The sequence below is a fragment of the Sphingopyxis macrogoltabida genome (assembly GCF_001307295.1).
Classification (GTDB): domain Bacteria; phylum Pseudomonadota; class Alphaproteobacteria; order Sphingomonadales; family Sphingomonadaceae; genus Sphingopyxis; species Sphingopyxis macrogoltabida_B.
Map to the genome: position 1 here is coordinate 4,455,387 of NZ_CP012700.1, position 12,901 is coordinate 4,468,287.

The window sequence follows — 12,901 nt, forward strand, 5'->3', positions numbered from 1 at the left end:
ATGGCGGCCGCCATCGCGCTGTCGTCGCGCGGCCGGCCGGAGTCGGCGCCCAACCCCAATGTCGGATGTGTGCTGGTGCAGGCGGGGCGGGTCGTCGGCCGCGGCTGGACGGCGGCCGGCGGGCGCCCGCACGCCGAGGCGGTGGCGCTCGCGGCGGCGGGCGACGCCGCATGCGGCGCAACCGCCTATGTCAGCCTCGAACCTTGCGCCCATGCCGGCGGCCGCGGTCCGGCGTGCAGCGACCTGCTGATCGCAGCGGGCGTCGCGCGCGTCGTGATCGCGGCGCAGGACCCCGATCCGCGCACCGACGGCGCCGGGATCGCGCGGCTGCAGGATGCGGGGATCGACGTCCTGTTCAATGTCCTGCCGGCCGAGGCACGCCGCGCGATGGCGCCATGGTGGGCGCGGCGGGCCGAAGGGCGGCCGTTCGTGACGCTCAAGCTGGCGACCTCGCTCGACGGCTGTATCGCGCTCGCCGACGGGACGAGTCGCTGGATCACCGGCGACCGCGCCCGGGCGCACGGCCACCTCGAACGCGCACAGCATCAGGCGATCCTCGTCGGCCGCGGGACGTTCGACGCCGATGCGCCGAGGCTCGACGTGCGCCTGCCGGGGATCGAGCACCGCAGCCCGCAAAAATTGCTGCTGACGTCGGGAAGCGCGCCTGCGGGGTGGACCGCCGTCGCATCGCCCGAATCGGTCGAGGGCGTCGATTCGCTGCTCGTCGAGGGCGGCGCGGGGGCGGCATCGGCCTTTCTCGCCGCCGACCGCGTCGACCGGCTGCTCCTCTATCGCGCGCCGGTGCTGATCGGCGGCGGCCGGCCGGCGCTCGGCGACATCGGGCTGACCGACCTTGCCGATGCTCACGGCCGCTGGCGGCTTGCCGACAGCCGCCTGCTTGGCAGCGACCGGCTCGACGTCTACGAGCGCATCAGGACAATTTGAGGACCTATATGTTCACCGGAATCATCACCGACATCGGCACCATCCGCAGCCGCGAGGACCGCGGCGACACGCGGCTCGTCATCGAAACCGCCTATGATGTGGACAGCATCGACCTTGGCGCGTCGATCGCCTGTTCGGGCGCTTGCCTGACCGTCGTCGAAAAGGGCGTCGATCAGGGCAGCAACGGACCGGCAGGCTGGTTCGCGATCGACGCGAGCGCCGAGACGCTCGCGTGCACCGCGCCGGGCATGTGGGATGAGGGGCGCCGGCTCAACCTCGAACGCGCGCTGAAGATCGGCGACGAACTCGGCGGGCATATCGTCACCGGCCATGTCGACGATATCGGCCGCATCGTGTCGGTCGAACCGATCGGCGACAGCGTGACGGTTACCGTCGCCGCCCCCGCCGCGCTGGCGCCGCATATCGCCCCCAAGGGCTCGATCACCGTCGACGGCGTTTCGCTGACGGTCAACGAAGTGACCGACCAGCCGAACGGCGAGGCGCATTTCACGCTCAACATCATCCCGCACACGCAGGCGATGACGACGCTCGACGAAGCGGCGGCGGGGCGGCCGGTCAATCTGGAGATCGATGTGCTTGCCCGTTATCTGGCGCGGATGCAGCAAGTGCGGGGATAATTGGGTTCGCACGAAGACACAAAGACGATCACTTTGGCCAACGGGCCCCTTCTTCTCGATATTGCGCCTCAATGCACCGGTAAGGACGAAGGTCGCTTCGCGGCAAGCGCGACACCTTCGTGCCTTCGTATCTTCGTGCGAAACTCCTAAAATCAAGATCATCTTTTGATGTATCGTCATCCCGGACTTGATCCGGGATCCACAGCCGCGCCGAAGTCATGGACCCCGGATCAAGTCCGGGGTGACGATGAGTGGGTTTAGCCCTGTTGGTTCCACTCAAGGATGATCATGCTCTAAAGCCCTTCGCCCCACCCCGCCGCCAGTTCGGGATCGGCCGCGAGCATCGATCGCCGCATCGCGAGGCGGCCGATACGGAGCAATTCGGCCTTGCGCCGCGCCGGGGCGAGGTTGCAGTTCGCGGCTTCGCGGACCACTGCGGCGCCATAGCGGTCGGCGACGATCAGCCCCGAGCTTTCGGGCCGGTAGCCCTCGGTTTCGAGGATCGCGGGGTCGAGCCCCGCCGCGAGCGCCCAGTAGAAACGGTCGCACCAGTCGCAATAGTCGGGCCATTTGCCGTCGCCGTGCAGGTCGGCGCGGCTGACCTTGATCTCGACGATGGTGATATTGCCCCTCGCGTCGATCGCGGTGAGGTCGGTGCGCCTTCCGTTGGGCAGCGGCACCTCGGGGATCGCAACCAGCCCCTGCTGCGCGAACAGCCGGCATACACCGCGCGCGACGTCCGCGGCGGTCAGCAGGTCACTCGCCATCGCCCGGAAATCCTCAGAAGGGGACGTCGTCGTCCAGATCGTCGTCGAACGGCGGGCGTCCGCCGCCCGAGCCGCCACCGCCGCCCTGGTTCCAGCCGCCACCCGAGCTGCCGCCGCCAGCGCTTCCGCCCGATCCGCCGCCCTGATCCCAGCCGCCCGACGAGCCGCCGCCCTGCGACCAACTGTCGCCGCCGCGCGAGCCGCCGCCGCCGGGGGCGCCGTCGAGCATGGTCAGCGTGCCGCCCATGCCCGCAATCACGATCTCGGTCGTATATTTGTCGTTGCCGTCGCGATCCTGCCACTTGCGGGTGCGCAAGCTGCCTTCGATGTAAACCTTCGAGCCCTTTTTGAGGTAACGCTCGACGACGCCGACCAGCCCGTCGCCGTTGATGACGACATTATGCCATTCGGTGCGCTCCTTGCGCTCGCCGGTCATGCGATCCTTCCACTGTTCGGAGGTCGCGATGCGGATATTGGCAATCTTGCCGCCGTTTTGGAACGACTTGATTTCGGGATCGGCGCCGAGGTTGCCGATCAAAATTACCTTGTTGACGCTGCCAGCCATCGCCGCTCCGCTCCGCTCAAAAGTTGGAAGGATCAGCCTAGGCCAAAGGCGACGGCTGTCCAGTAAGTGATACCAGCAGCGGCATAGGCGAGCAGGAACAAATAGCCAACCATGAACATGGGCCATTTCCACCCGTTGGTCTCGCGTCTGGTAATCGCGATCGTCGAAATGCATTGCGGCGCGAAGACGAACCAGGCGAGGAAAGCGAGCGCGGTGGCGAGGCTCCATTTGCCCTGTAGCCGTTCGCCGAGCGACTCGGCCATTGCCTCCTCGTCGCCATCGGCGTCGATGGCATTGGCTGTGGCCATCGCCGACACAGCGACTTCGCGCGCCGCCATCGCGGGGATCAGCGCGAGCGCGATATCGTGGTTGAAGCCGATCGGCGCGACCGCGACCTCCAGCCCGCTCGCGATGCGCCCGGCGACGCTATATTCGACCTGGCTTTCGCCTTCGGGCGCCTTGGGAAAGCTCAGGAGCAGCCACAGGATGACGGTGGTCATCGCGATGATCGTCCCGGCGCGGCGGAGGAAGATCCACGCACGCTGCCACAGCCCGATCGCGATGTCGCGCCACTGCGGCATCTGGTAGCGCGGCATTTCCATCATGAAGCCCGCCGCATCGCCCTTTGCCACCGTGCGGCGGAGCGCGAAAGCGACGGCGAGCGCGCCGACGATGCCGGCAAGATAGAGGCCGAACAGCACCAGCCCCTGCAACCCGATGCTCGTGCCGCCGACGCCGCGGTCGGGGATGAAGGCGGCGATGATCAGCGCATAGACCGGCAATCGCGCCGAACAGGTCATCAGCGGCGCGATCAGGATCGTCGTCAGCCGGTCCTTCGCATCGGGAATCGCGCGCGTCGCCATGATGCCGGGGACGGCGCAGGCAAAGCTGGAGAGCAGCGGGATGAAACCGCGTCCCGATAATCCGACCTTGGCCATCAGCCCGTCCATCAGGAAAGCGGCGCGCGTCATATAGCCCGACGCTTCGAGGAGGAGGATGAAGAGGAAGAGGATCAGGATCTGCGGCAGGAAGACGACGACCGCGCCGACGCCCGCGAGCAGCCCCTCGACGACAAGGTCGCGGAGGAAGTTTTCGGGGAGGTTGGCGACGACCCATTGCTGGAGCACGCCGACTCCGGCTTCGAGCGCGTCGGCAGGCGGGCCGGCCCAGGCATAGACCGCCTGGAACATCACGAACATCAGCGCGAGCAGGATCACGAAGCCCGCGACCGGGTGCAGGACGACGGCATCAACGCGCTGCGTCCAGCGGCGCACCGGGGTTTCGGCAAGCGTCGCGGCGCGCGAAATCGCGCGGGCGCGCTGGTGCAGCGACTTGTCGGCGGCCGGCGCCGCGGCGGCGGCGTCGGTGCGGGGCACCTGCGTCCGCATCGCCTCGTCGAGCGCGGCGAGCAGCTCGGTCAGGCCGCGCCGCCGCACCGCGACGGTCGGGACGACGGGCACGCCGAGTTCGGCCGAGAGCCGTGCCGGGTCGAGCGTCAGCCCGTCGCGCTCGGCAAGGTCGAGCATGTTGAGCGCGACGACCGTCGGCAGGCCGAGCGCGATCAGTTCGAGCGCAAAGCAGAGATGGTTGTCGAGGTTCGCGGCGTCGAGCACGACGACCAGCGCGTCGGGGCGCTGCTCGCCATGCTGGCGGCCCATGATGACGTCGCGCGTCACTGCCTCGTCGGGGCTCGCCGGGGTCAGGCTGTAGCTGCCGGGCAGGTCGATCAGCGAGATCGGGCGGCCGTCGGCGAAGCTGGCATGCCCCGCCTTTCGTTCGACCGTGACGCCCGGGTAATTGGCGATTTTTTGCCGCGCGCCGGTCAATGCGTTGAACAGGCTCGACTTGCCGGCGTTGGGATTGCCGACGAGCGCGATCGACGGGATGGCGCCGGTCATGCGCTTCGCCTTTCGTCCCCGGCGGCCGCTTCGACGGTGATCATTGCCGCCTGCCGCGCGCGAATGATGACGCGCATCCGCCCGACCGCGAGCGCGAGCGGGTCGCGCGAAAAGATGCTGCCGCGATGCAGCGGGGTGATTTCGACGCCCTCCATCAGGCCGAATTCGCGCAGGCGGCGTCCCTCGTCGGCGGACATGGCATTCCAGTCGATACGCGCGATCCGCACCGCAACGCCCAGCGGCGCCCGGTCCAGCAGATGTTCAAGTGCAGCAGTCATTGCGAGCGATTATCAATAACAATCGCCCGACGCCAGTTCTTTATCGTGGGCCGATCAGCGTCCCGGGTAGCGGAGACGGCCGACGAAGCGGGCGAGGCTCGGTCGTTCGATGCGGTTCGCGGCGCGGCGGTGTTTCCAGCTTTCGAAGCGCATCACCGCATCAATGCGCCGCGCAAGGAAAGCGCGCGTATCGGCGAAGTCCTCGCTGTCGTCGCTCAGGAACACCGCCATCGTCGAGGCGTAGACGGCGCCGAGGATCGCCCGCTTGCTGTAGTGGTTATAGTCGGTCGCGGTATCGCCCGCGAGGCGCCACATCAGGTCGGCGGCGCGCCAGCCGAGCCTTGCGGCGTGCGGCGCATTGTTCGGTAGCGCGAGGAGCGCCAGCGCGCGGCGCAGCGGTTCGCGATCGGGAGCCAACAGGTCGATGCGCGTTTCGACGAGTGTCGTGATGCGCTCGCGAATCTTCAGCGTCGCGAGCTTTTCCGCAGGCCATTTCGCCGCCATCGCCAAGTCGATATCGGCGAACCATGCGTCGACCATATCGCGGCCGCCGCCGGGAAAGGCGAGCCGTGCGACGTCGGGATCGACGCCGGCACGCGCGGCGGCTCCGATGAGTGCGGCGTCGCCGAACCCGTCGAACGCGGCGTTCCGGGCGATCAGCGGCGCGAGCGTGGCGCGAATCTCGTCGAGGGTGGGATCGGCGGGCAGAATTGAAGCCATAACCATCAGATAGGCCGCGCGGTGCGGCTCGGCAACCGGATCAATACCAGCGCCGCCCCGACCATCATCCCGCCGAACAGGTCGATCGGACCCAGAGTTTCTCCGAACGCCCACCAGCCGGCCAAAGCCGCGACGGCGGGCTGGACGAGCAGGGTCAGCCCGAGGACGAGCGGCGAGAAGCGCGGCAGCGACCAGATGATCAGCCCCTGCCCGATGACCTGACTGGTCAGCGCGAGCAGGATCAGCGGCGTCCAGTCATGCGGCATGACCGATTCGCCGAGCGCGAGCGCAACGCCGAGCAGGATAGGAGCGCTGAAGAAGGAGGAGATGCCAAGCGCGGTCCACGGCGCGAGCGTGCCGCGCACGCGCTGCATCAGGATGACATAGACGGTATAGAGCACCCCGGCGAGCAGGCTGAGCAGGTCGCCGACCAGATAGTCGGGCGACAGTTCATAGCTTTGCCCCATCAGCAGCGCCGAGCCTGCAAAGGCGAGCAGGATTGCCAGCGCCTGCCAGCCGCGGGGCAGGGTACGCGTCAGGAAAATGCTCCACAGAATGAGGAAAAGGCTGGCGCTGTTGCCGAACAGCGTTGCGTTCGCGACCTTGGTCTGGACTATTCCGACGTGCCAAGCGGCGAGGTCGAGCGCGAAGAATACCCCTGCGCCTGCTGCAACGATGACCGCGCCGCGCGGCGGCACCCGTCCGCCCGCTTCGCGCCACGCGAACAGCGCCAGCAGGGGCAGCGCCAGGAGCAGGCGCCAGAAGGCCGAGGCGACGGGGCCGGTATCGGCGAGCCGTACAAGCATCGCGCCAAGCGACAGCGCAATGTTGCCGAATAACAGCGCCGCGAAACCCCAGCGGCCTGCACGGAGCGGCGCGTCGTTCGCGCCAACGATGCCTTCGATCTTCGCTGTCATTTAGATTTTCTTTTGCTACCCACCATTGCCTTGGCGCCCGGGCGTCCATAGCTTCGGGCGCATAGCGGCAGCCCGGCGGGCCGTCGCGGAAAAAGTGGCAAATAGGGAGGTACTATGACTGTATCGCTGTTCGATCCGATCGAGCTGGGCGCCATCGCGGCGCCAAACCGCATCATCATGGCTCCGCTGACACGCGGACGCGCGGGGCCGGGTTTCGTCCCGAACGAACTCGCGCGCGACTATTACCGCCAGCGGGCCTCGGCGGGCCTGATCATTTCGGAAGCAACGGGCATTTCGCAAGAGGGCCTTGGCTGGCCCAGCGCCCCGGGGCTGTGGACCGACGCGCAGGTCGAGGGCTGGAAGCCGGTGACCGACGCGGTGCACGAAGCGGGCGGGCGTATCGTCGCGCAGCTCTGGCACATGGGGCGGCTCGTCCATTCGGTGTTCAACGACGGCAAACAGCCGGTCTCGGCGTCGGCCACGACGGGCACCGGCCGCGCCCACACGCCGGTCGGGCGCCGAGACCTTGAGGAAGCGCGCCCGCTGCGCCTCGACGAGATTCCCCGGCTGATCGGCGATTATGCGAAGGCGGCCGAGAATGCGAAGCGCGCCGGGTTCGACGGCGTCCAGCTCCATGGCGCCAACGGCTATCTGATCGACCAGTTCCTGCGCGACGGATCGAACCTGCGCGACGACGATTATGGCGGCCCGGTCGAGAACCGCATCCGGCTGCTCCGCGAGGTGAGCGAAGCGCTGATCGACGTGTGGGGCAAGGACCGCGTCGCGGTGCGCCTCTCGCCCAATGGCGAAACGCAGGGCGTCGACGACAGTGCGCCCGAAAAGCTGTTTCCGGCCGCTGCGGCGGCGCTCGATGCGCTCGGCATCGCCTTCCTCGAGCTGCGCGAGCCCGGCCCCGACGGCACCTTCGGGCGCACGGACGTGCCGAAGCAGTCGCCGGCGATCCGGCAGGCGTTCAAGGGGCCGCTGATCCTGAACAGCGACTATGACGTCGCGCTGGCCGAAGAGGCGCTGGCGAGCGGTGCGGCGGATGCTATCGCGTTCGGCCGGCCGTTCATCGGCAACCCCGACCTTGTCGAGCGTATCCGCGCCGGCGCCGAATGGGCCGCCGACAACCCGCAGACCTGGTATTCGCCGGGCCCCGAGGGCTATACTGACTATCCCGCGCTGGTCGCGGCCTGAGGTTCCGAAAGGCGCCGTTCCCGCAAAGGAGCGGCGCCTTTTCCTATCCCTTTTCGGCGATCGCCTTGTCGATGATTCCTGCGCCGATCGGGCCGAGGATATTGCTGCCGAAGCGGAACAACAGAAAGACCCCGACGAAGAAGATCACCGGCGCGTTGAACAGCGCGACGATCGACGCGATGATGAAGACGACGGCGATCGTCACGAAGCCGCCGGTCAGCGCTTGCTGGCCCTTTTCGCCGAGCTCGATCGTGCGCGGGCCCTTCGCATCCCACCATTTGCCGGTGACGATCGTCTTGCGGCCGCCAGCCGCGGCGGCGGTAGAAGAGGGCGAACGCGCCGGAATCCGGGGCGGCGGCGGAGCGGCGGCTGCTTTGGGCTTGTCCTCCCACGGCTGCTTGCGGTTCATCGCCGCGACGGCGGCCTCCATCCGGTTGCCGGGGCGCGCGGTCGGCGGCGGCGTGCGGGTCGGCGGGGTTTTCGCGGCGGGCGCCGCTTCGGGAGCAGGTTCGCGCGCGACGGGCCGCATCGGCTCGATGCCCATCTTGCGATCGTAGAGGTCCATGCGCTCGGCGGCGCTGAGCGGGGTCAGCCCCGTCTCCCGGTCGATGACCACCAGCCGTCCGCCGCGCTCGACGACGGAATAGCGGCTGGGGGGTAGTCGATCAGCCAATGCCGAATTGTTCCTTCAGGGACAGCATCGCGAGCGCGGCCTTCGCCGCTTCGCCGCCCTTATCCTTGCGCGTCTTGTCGGCGCGCGCAAGCGCCTGTTCCTCATTTTCGACCGTGAGGATGCCGTTGCCGATCGCAAGGCCGTCGAGGGTCAGCGCCATGATGCCGCGCGCGCTTTCGTTCGAGACCACCTCGAAATGATAGGTTTCGCCGCGGATCACGACCCCCAGGGCGACATAGGCATCATAGCGGCCGCTGTCGGCGGCAAGCGAGATCGCGGCCGGCACTTCGAGCGCGCCGGGGACGGTCACCGTCTCGTGGCTATGCCCTTCGGCCTCGAGCGCGCTCTTGACGCCGTCGATCAGCATGTCGTTCAGGTGGCTGTAAAAGCGGGCTTCGACGATCAGCACATGCGCCATTATGCGGCCTCCCCGGGGATCGAGCGTTCGCCGACGACCGACAGGCCATAGCCTTCGAGGCCGACGAGATTGTTGTGCGAGGGGGTGAGCAGTTCCATCGCATGGACGCCAAGGTCGGCGAGGATCTGGGCGCCGATACCATAGGTCCTGAGGTCCATGCCGCCGCTCGGCGGCGGTGTCGCTTCGGCCTCGGCCGACCCGGGCAGCGGGCGCATCAGCAGGACGATGACCCCCGATCCCGCTTCGCCGATCGCGTCCATCGAGCGCTGCAGGCGGCGCTTACGCGCGCCCGGACGGCCCATCAGGTCGTCGAGCAGCGACACCGGGTGCATGCGCACCAGCGTCACGCTGTCGGGATCGACCGCGCCCTTCTGGAGCACCATGTTGATGCTGCCGTCGATCTTGTTGCGGTAGGATTTGAGCCGCCAGTCGCCGCCGTAATCCGATTCGAACGGTTCGTCGGCGACGCATTCGACCAGCCGGTCGTTGCGATGGCGATAGGCGATCAGGTCGGCGATCGTCCCGATCTTCAGCCCGTGGCGCCGCGCGAAGGGGATGAGGTCGTCGAGCCGCGCCATCGACCCGTCGTCGTTCATGATCTCGCAGATCACGCCCGACGGGTTGAGCCCTGCCAACCGCGCGATGTCGACCGACGCCTCGGTATGGCCGGCGCGGACGAGCACGCCGCCGTCGCGGGCGATCAGCGGAAAGACATGGCCGGGGGTGACGATATCGTCGCGGCCCTTGGCGCCGTCGATCGCGACCGAGACGGTGCGGGCGCGGTCGGCCGCCGAAATGCCGGTGGTGACGCCCTCGCGCGCCTCGATCGAGGTGGTGAACGCCGTTTCGTGGCGCGTGCCGTTGGCGCGGCTCATGAGTTCGAGCCCGAGCAGGTCGACGCGCGCTTTCGTCAGCGTCAGGCAGATCAGCCCGCGGCCGTGCGTCGCCATGAAATTGACCGCATCGGGAGTCGCCATCTGCGCCGGAATGACCAGATCGCCTTCATTCTCGCGATCCTCGTCGTCGACGAGGATGAACATGCGGCCATTGCGCGCCTCGGCGATGATTTCCTCGGGGGTCGCCATCGGCGACAGGTCGCTGCCGTTCGCGAGCCAGTTTTCGAGCTTGCGCAGCGTCTCCGCGGTCGGGTTCCAGCCGGGCGAATCGAGGTCGCGCAGGCTGTTGGCGTGCAGGCCGGCGGCGCGCGCGAGACCCGAACGGGACATGGTCCCGTCGTCGACGATGCCGCGAATGCGGTCGATGAGCTGTGTAGACATGCCGAGGATGTTTCACACTGAAATGTGATTGTCAATCAGGCAATCACATTGGGCCTATCATTTCGGTCCGAACACCGCGCTATTGTCGCGCGGCGCGCCATCGGGCTTCGCCTCGATCAGGGCCAGCAATTGGCCGGTCCGATCGTCGCGCTTGGCATAGTCGCGCGCCGACATGCCGGCGATATGGTCGGCCTTGTCGGCGTTGGCACCGTTCTTGACGAGCAGGCGGACCATCGCCGCATTTTTTGCCTGCACGGCAAGGATCAGCGCGGTTTCACCGCGGCGGTTGACCTGGTCGACCGGTGCCTTGTCATCGAGCAATTCCTGCGCGCCATCGACATAGTTGAGCAGCGCCGCGTGCATCAGCGGCGTCACCCCCTGTCGGTCGGCAATCGAGGGATCGGCGCCCTTGCTGATCAGGAAGCGCAGCCAGCTCGTATCGCGGCGTTTGGTGACGATCGCCAGCGCGGTCTCGCCGCGGTCGGGGTGGCGGGTGTTGACGAGCGTGGCGTCGTCCTTCAGCGCGTCGGTCGCCTTGGTGCCGTCGCGGTTCTCGACCGCCTGCAGGAACGCAAAGCCGCCGCGGAACTGCGCGAGCGCCGGCGACGCGGTAAACGCCCCGGCGCCGATGGCCACGGCGAGCAAGGGTGCGATGAAACGGAATTTCACGCGTCGGAACATATTCGGGCGACCCCTGGCGGTGTGCGCCGTGATGCGACGCAAAGGTTGATTTTCGGCGGCTAGCCGACCAAGGCTGGCCGCATGATGAATATCGCAATTATGGGACAAAAGCTTGTCCGTTCAAGCCTGCTGCTGTTCTTTACCGCGGCGCTTGCCGGATGCGGCGGTCCCGCGGCGTCGCCGCCCGCCGCAAAGCCGCCGCTCGAAGGGGCGCGGATCGGCGGCCCGTTCACGCTGACCGATCAGAATGGCAAGACGGTCAAGGACAGCGATTTCGCCGGAAAATATCGTCTCGTCTATTTCGGCTACAGCTTCTGCCCCGACATTTGCCCCGTCGACCTGCAAAAGCTGATGCGCGGCCTGTCGCAATTCGAAAAGGCCGATGCCGCGCGCGGCGCCAAGGTCGCGCCGCTCTTCATCACCGTCGATCCGGCGCGCGACACGCCCGAAGCGCTGAAGCCCTTCGTGGCACGCTATCACCCGCGTCTGCTCGGACTGACCGGCACGCCCGAGCAGATCGCGGCGGTGGCGAAGGCCTATGTCGTCACCTATCACAAGGTCGAGGGCTCGGCGCCCGACCGCTATCTGATGGCGCACAGCCAGCTCGCCTTCCTGATGGACCCCGACGGCAAGCCGCTGGCGCTCGTGCCGCTCGACGACCCGTCGACCGATCCCGACGAGGGCGCGCCCGACAAGGTTGCCGCCGAGCTGGCGAAATGGGTGAAATGACGATGGCGGGGGCGACATCGCAGCGCCCCTTTTGGGAAGCGCCGCTCGCCAGCCTCGACGCGGGTCAGTGGGAGGCGCTGTGCGACGGCTGCGGCAAATGCTGCCTGCACAAGCTGGAGGATGAAGACACCGGCCGCATCTATCCGACCAATGTCGCGTGCCGGCTGCTCGACCTCAAAACCGCGCGCTGCGGCGATTACAAGCATCGCCGCCTCCACGTCCCCGATTGCCTGACGCTAACCAAGGCCAAGGTCGACGGCATCGAATGGCTGCCCCAGACCTGCGCCTATCGCCTGCGCGCCGAGGGCGAGCCCTTGCCCGACTGGCATTATCTGGTCTGCGGCGACCGCGATGCCGTCCACCGCGCCGGCGAATCTATCGTCGGCTGGACGGTCAGCGAGGATATGGCCGGGCCGCTCGAGAATCACCTTGTCGAACGCATCGTCTGATTTCCGGGCAGAGGGCCCACATATCCTGGTCGGCGACGAAGCCTGGCCGGTGCGGCTTGTCCATCACGCGCAGTCGCGCCGTTACCGGCTGGTGTTCGACGCGCCGCGCGGCGAGCTGCGCCTGACCCTGCCGCGCCGCGCTAATGCCGCGCGCGCGCTCAAATGGGCGAGCGAGCAACAGGAGTGGCTCGCCGAACAGGTCGGCAAGGCGGCGCTGCCGGTGCTTGTCGGACCCGGTGCGGCGGTCCCCGTTTTCGGTGCCCTCCGCCGCATCGACTGGTCGGCAGCGGCGCCGCGCGCGGTGCGGCTGAGCGACGAGGCGCTGACGCTTGGCGGGCCGCGCGAAACCGTCGGGCGGCGCGTCGAGCGCTGGCTGAAGGGCGAGGCGCTGGCGCTGATGGAGCGCGAAAGCCGCGACATTGCCGCGCGCGCCGGGCTGGCGGTCGGCCGCGTCGGCGTCGGCGATCCGCGCAGCCGCTGGGGCAGCTGCACCGCGACCGGCGACCTTCGCTATAGCTGGCGGCTGGTGATGGCGCCCGCGCACGTCCGCCGCGCGACCGTCGCGCACGAAGTCGCGCATCTGCGGCACATGGACCATGGCCCTGATTTCCACGCGCTGGTCGACGAACTCCACGACGGCGACGTCGCCGCGGCGCGCGGCTGGCTGCGCCGCGAAGGCCGCGGGCTCCACCGCTACCGGTTTACGGCCTAACTGATCATTGCGAATTGGCGGCTTTCGGCTGGTT

16 protein-coding genes are annotated in these 12,901 nt (G+C 67.9%); 6 read left to right on the forward strand and 10 right to left on the reverse strand.

Translation table 11 applies throughout. From position 1 onward, the window contains the following. Together ribD and AN936_RS20735 are read left to right on the forward strand one after the other, a co-directional pair. Complete coding sequence (ribD, locus tag AN936_RS20730) at positions 1-945, forward strand: bifunctional diaminohydroxyphosphoribosylaminopyrimidine deaminase/5-amino-6-(5-phosphoribosylamino)uracil reductase RibD (protein WP_054590461.1); 945 nt, start codon at positions 1-3, stop codon at positions 943-945. Positions 946-953: 8 nt separating this feature from the next. After that, positions 954-1,583: a riboflavin synthase gene (locus tag AN936_RS20735; RefSeq protein WP_054589736.1), complete on the forward strand. Its 630-nt coding sequence runs from the start codon at positions 954-956 to the stop codon at positions 1,581-1,583. 293 nt (positions 1,584-1,876) lie between these two features. Here AN936_RS20735 and AN936_RS20740 read toward each other — a convergent pair whose 3' ends face one another. The 6 genes from AN936_RS20740 to AN936_RS20765 are packed head-to-tail and all read right to left on the reverse strand — an operon-like array spanning position 1,877 to position 6,728. Continuing rightward, positions 1,877-2,350 carry an MmcB family DNA repair protein gene (locus AN936_RS20740; RefSeq protein ID WP_054589737.1) on the reverse strand — a complete coding sequence of 158 codons (474 nt, stop codon included), beginning with the start codon at positions 2,348-2,350 and terminating at the stop codon, positions 1,877-1,879. Positions 2,351-2,363: 13 nt separating this feature from the next. Beyond that, positions 2,364-2,915 (reverse strand): single-stranded DNA-binding protein, encoded by a 552-nt coding sequence (gene ssb / locus AN936_RS20745; RefSeq protein WP_054589738.1) that lies wholly within the window; start codon positions 2,913-2,915, stop codon positions 2,364-2,366. 32 nt (positions 2,916-2,947) lie between these two features. After that, entirely contained in the window at positions 2,948-4,813 is a 1,866-nt protein-coding gene (feoB, locus tag AN936_RS20750) for a ferrous iron transporter B (protein ID WP_054589739.1), read from the reverse strand. Then, a complete protein-coding gene (locus tag AN936_RS20755) occupies positions 4,810-5,091 on the reverse strand; it encodes a FeoA family protein (RefSeq protein ID WP_082396114.1) in 282 nt (93 codons plus the stop codon). The genes feoB and AN936_RS20755 overlap by 4 nt, the downstream gene beginning before the upstream one ends. Positions 5,092-5,145: 54 nt before the next feature. Next, complete coding sequence (locus AN936_RS20760) at positions 5,146-5,811, reverse strand: COQ9 family protein (RefSeq protein ID WP_420496821.1); 666 nt, start codon at positions 5,809-5,811, stop codon at positions 5,146-5,148. Between the two features lie 5 nt (positions 5,812-5,816). Next, positions 5,817-6,728, reverse strand: a complete 912-nt coding sequence (locus tag AN936_RS20765; protein ID WP_084758565.1) for a DMT family transporter — start codon at positions 6,726-6,728, stop codon at positions 5,817-5,819. A 114-nt stretch (positions 6,729-6,842) separates the two neighbouring features. Between AN936_RS20765 and AN936_RS20770 the strand changes: the two genes are divergently transcribed. Then, on the forward strand, positions 6,843-7,928 hold the full coding sequence (locus tag AN936_RS20770) for an alkene reductase (RefSeq protein WP_054589741.1): 1,086 nt from the start codon (positions 6,843-6,845) through the stop codon (positions 7,926-7,928). A gap of 43 nt (positions 7,929-7,971) precedes the next feature. On the opposite strand, the gene AN936_RS20775 is transcribed toward AN936_RS20770, so the two are convergent. The 4 genes from AN936_RS20775 to AN936_RS20790 are packed head-to-tail and all read right to left on the reverse strand — an operon-like array spanning position 7,972 to position 10,977. Next, entirely contained in the window at positions 7,972-8,601 is a 630-nt protein-coding gene (locus AN936_RS20775) for a hypothetical protein (RefSeq protein ID WP_054589742.1), read from the reverse strand. Then, positions 8,594-9,019 carry a 6,7-dimethyl-8-ribityllumazine synthase gene (gene ribH, locus AN936_RS20780; RefSeq protein ID WP_054589743.1) on the reverse strand — a complete coding sequence of 142 codons (426 nt, stop codon included), beginning with the start codon at positions 9,017-9,019 and terminating at the stop codon, positions 8,594-8,596. Before ribH ends, AN936_RS20775 begins: the two co-directional genes overlap by 8 nt. Then, on the reverse strand, positions 9,019-10,296 hold the full coding sequence (gene ribB / locus AN936_RS20785) for a 3,4-dihydroxy-2-butanone-4-phosphate synthase (RefSeq protein ID WP_054589744.1): 1,278 nt from the start codon (positions 10,294-10,296) through the stop codon (positions 9,019-9,021). Before ribB ends, ribH begins: the two co-directional genes overlap by 1 nt. 57 nt (positions 10,297-10,353) lie before the next feature. Then, entirely contained in the window at positions 10,354-10,977 is a 624-nt protein-coding gene (locus tag AN936_RS20790) for an ankyrin repeat domain-containing protein (RefSeq protein ID WP_054589745.1), read from the reverse strand. Positions 10,978-11,058: 81 nt separating this feature from the next. Here AN936_RS20790 and AN936_RS20795 point away from each other — a divergent pair, with 81 nt between their 5' ends. Genes AN936_RS20795 through AN936_RS20805 form a run of 3 tightly spaced genes read left to right on the forward strand, consistent with a single transcriptional unit; the run spans position 11,059 to position 12,867 of the window. Continuing rightward, positions 11,059-11,706: an SCO family protein gene (locus AN936_RS20795; protein ID WP_054589746.1), complete on the forward strand. Its 648-nt coding sequence runs from the start codon at positions 11,059-11,061 to the stop codon at positions 11,704-11,706. 2 nt (positions 11,707-11,708) lie between these two features. Then, a complete protein-coding gene (locus AN936_RS20800; protein ID WP_054590464.1) occupies positions 11,709-12,155 on the forward strand; it encodes a YcgN family cysteine cluster protein in 447 nt (148 codons plus the stop codon). Further along, positions 12,136-12,867 (forward strand): M48 family metallopeptidase, encoded by a 732-nt coding sequence (locus AN936_RS20805; RefSeq protein ID WP_234715665.1) that lies wholly within the window; start codon positions 12,136-12,138, stop codon positions 12,865-12,867. Before AN936_RS20800 ends, AN936_RS20805 begins: the two co-directional genes overlap by 20 nt. Positions 12,868-12,901: the final 34 nt, after the last annotated feature.

Bases quoted from the DNA above. Each gene is read 5' to 3' on its own strand.
- ribD (WP_054590461.1), top strand. From the start codon at position 1: ATGGCGGCCGCCATCGCGCTGTCGTCGCGCGGCCGGCCGGAGTCGGCG.
- AN936_RS20735 (WP_054589736.1), top strand. From the start codon at position 954: ATGTTCACCGGAATCATCACCGACATCGGCACCATCCGCAGCCGCGAG.
- AN936_RS20740 (WP_054589737.1), bottom strand. From the start codon at position 2,350: ATGGCGAGTGACCTGCTGACCGCCGCGGACGTCGCGCGCGGTGTATGC.
- ssb (WP_054589738.1), bottom strand. From the start codon at position 2,915: ATGGCTGGCAGCGTCAACAAGGTAATTTTGATCGGCAACCTCGGCGCC.
- feoB (WP_054589739.1), bottom strand. From the start codon at position 4,813: ATGACCGGCGCCATCCCGTCGATCGCGCTCGTCGGCAATCCCAACGCC.
- AN936_RS20755 (WP_082396114.1), bottom strand. From the start codon at position 5,091: ATGACTGCTGCACTTGAACATCTGCTGGACCGGGCGCCGCTGGGCGTT.
- AN936_RS20760 (WP_420496821.1), bottom strand. From the start codon at position 5,811: ATGGCTTCAATTCTGCCCGCCGATCCCACCCTCGACGAGATTCGCGCC.
- AN936_RS20765 (WP_084758565.1), bottom strand. From the start codon at position 6,728: ATGACAGCGAAGATCGAAGGCATCGTTGGCGCGAACGACGCGCCGCTC.
- AN936_RS20770 (WP_054589741.1), top strand. From the start codon at position 6,843: ATGACTGTATCGCTGTTCGATCCGATCGAGCTGGGCGCCATCGCGGCG.
- ribH (WP_054589743.1), bottom strand. From the start codon at position 9,019: ATGGCGCATGTGCTGATCGTCGAAGCCCGCTTTTACAGCCACCTGAAC.
- ribB (WP_054589744.1), bottom strand. From the start codon at position 10,296: ATGTCTACACAGCTCATCGACCGCATTCGCGGCATCGTCGACGACGGG.
- AN936_RS20790 (WP_054589745.1), bottom strand. From the start codon at position 10,977: ATGTTCCGACGCGTGAAATTCCGTTTCATCGCACCCTTGCTCGCCGTG.
- AN936_RS20795 (WP_054589746.1), top strand. From the start codon at position 11,059: ATGATGAATATCGCAATTATGGGACAAAAGCTTGTCCGTTCAAGCCTG.
- AN936_RS20800 (WP_054590464.1), top strand. From the start codon at position 11,709: ATGGCGGGGGCGACATCGCAGCGCCCCTTTTGGGAAGCGCCGCTCGCC.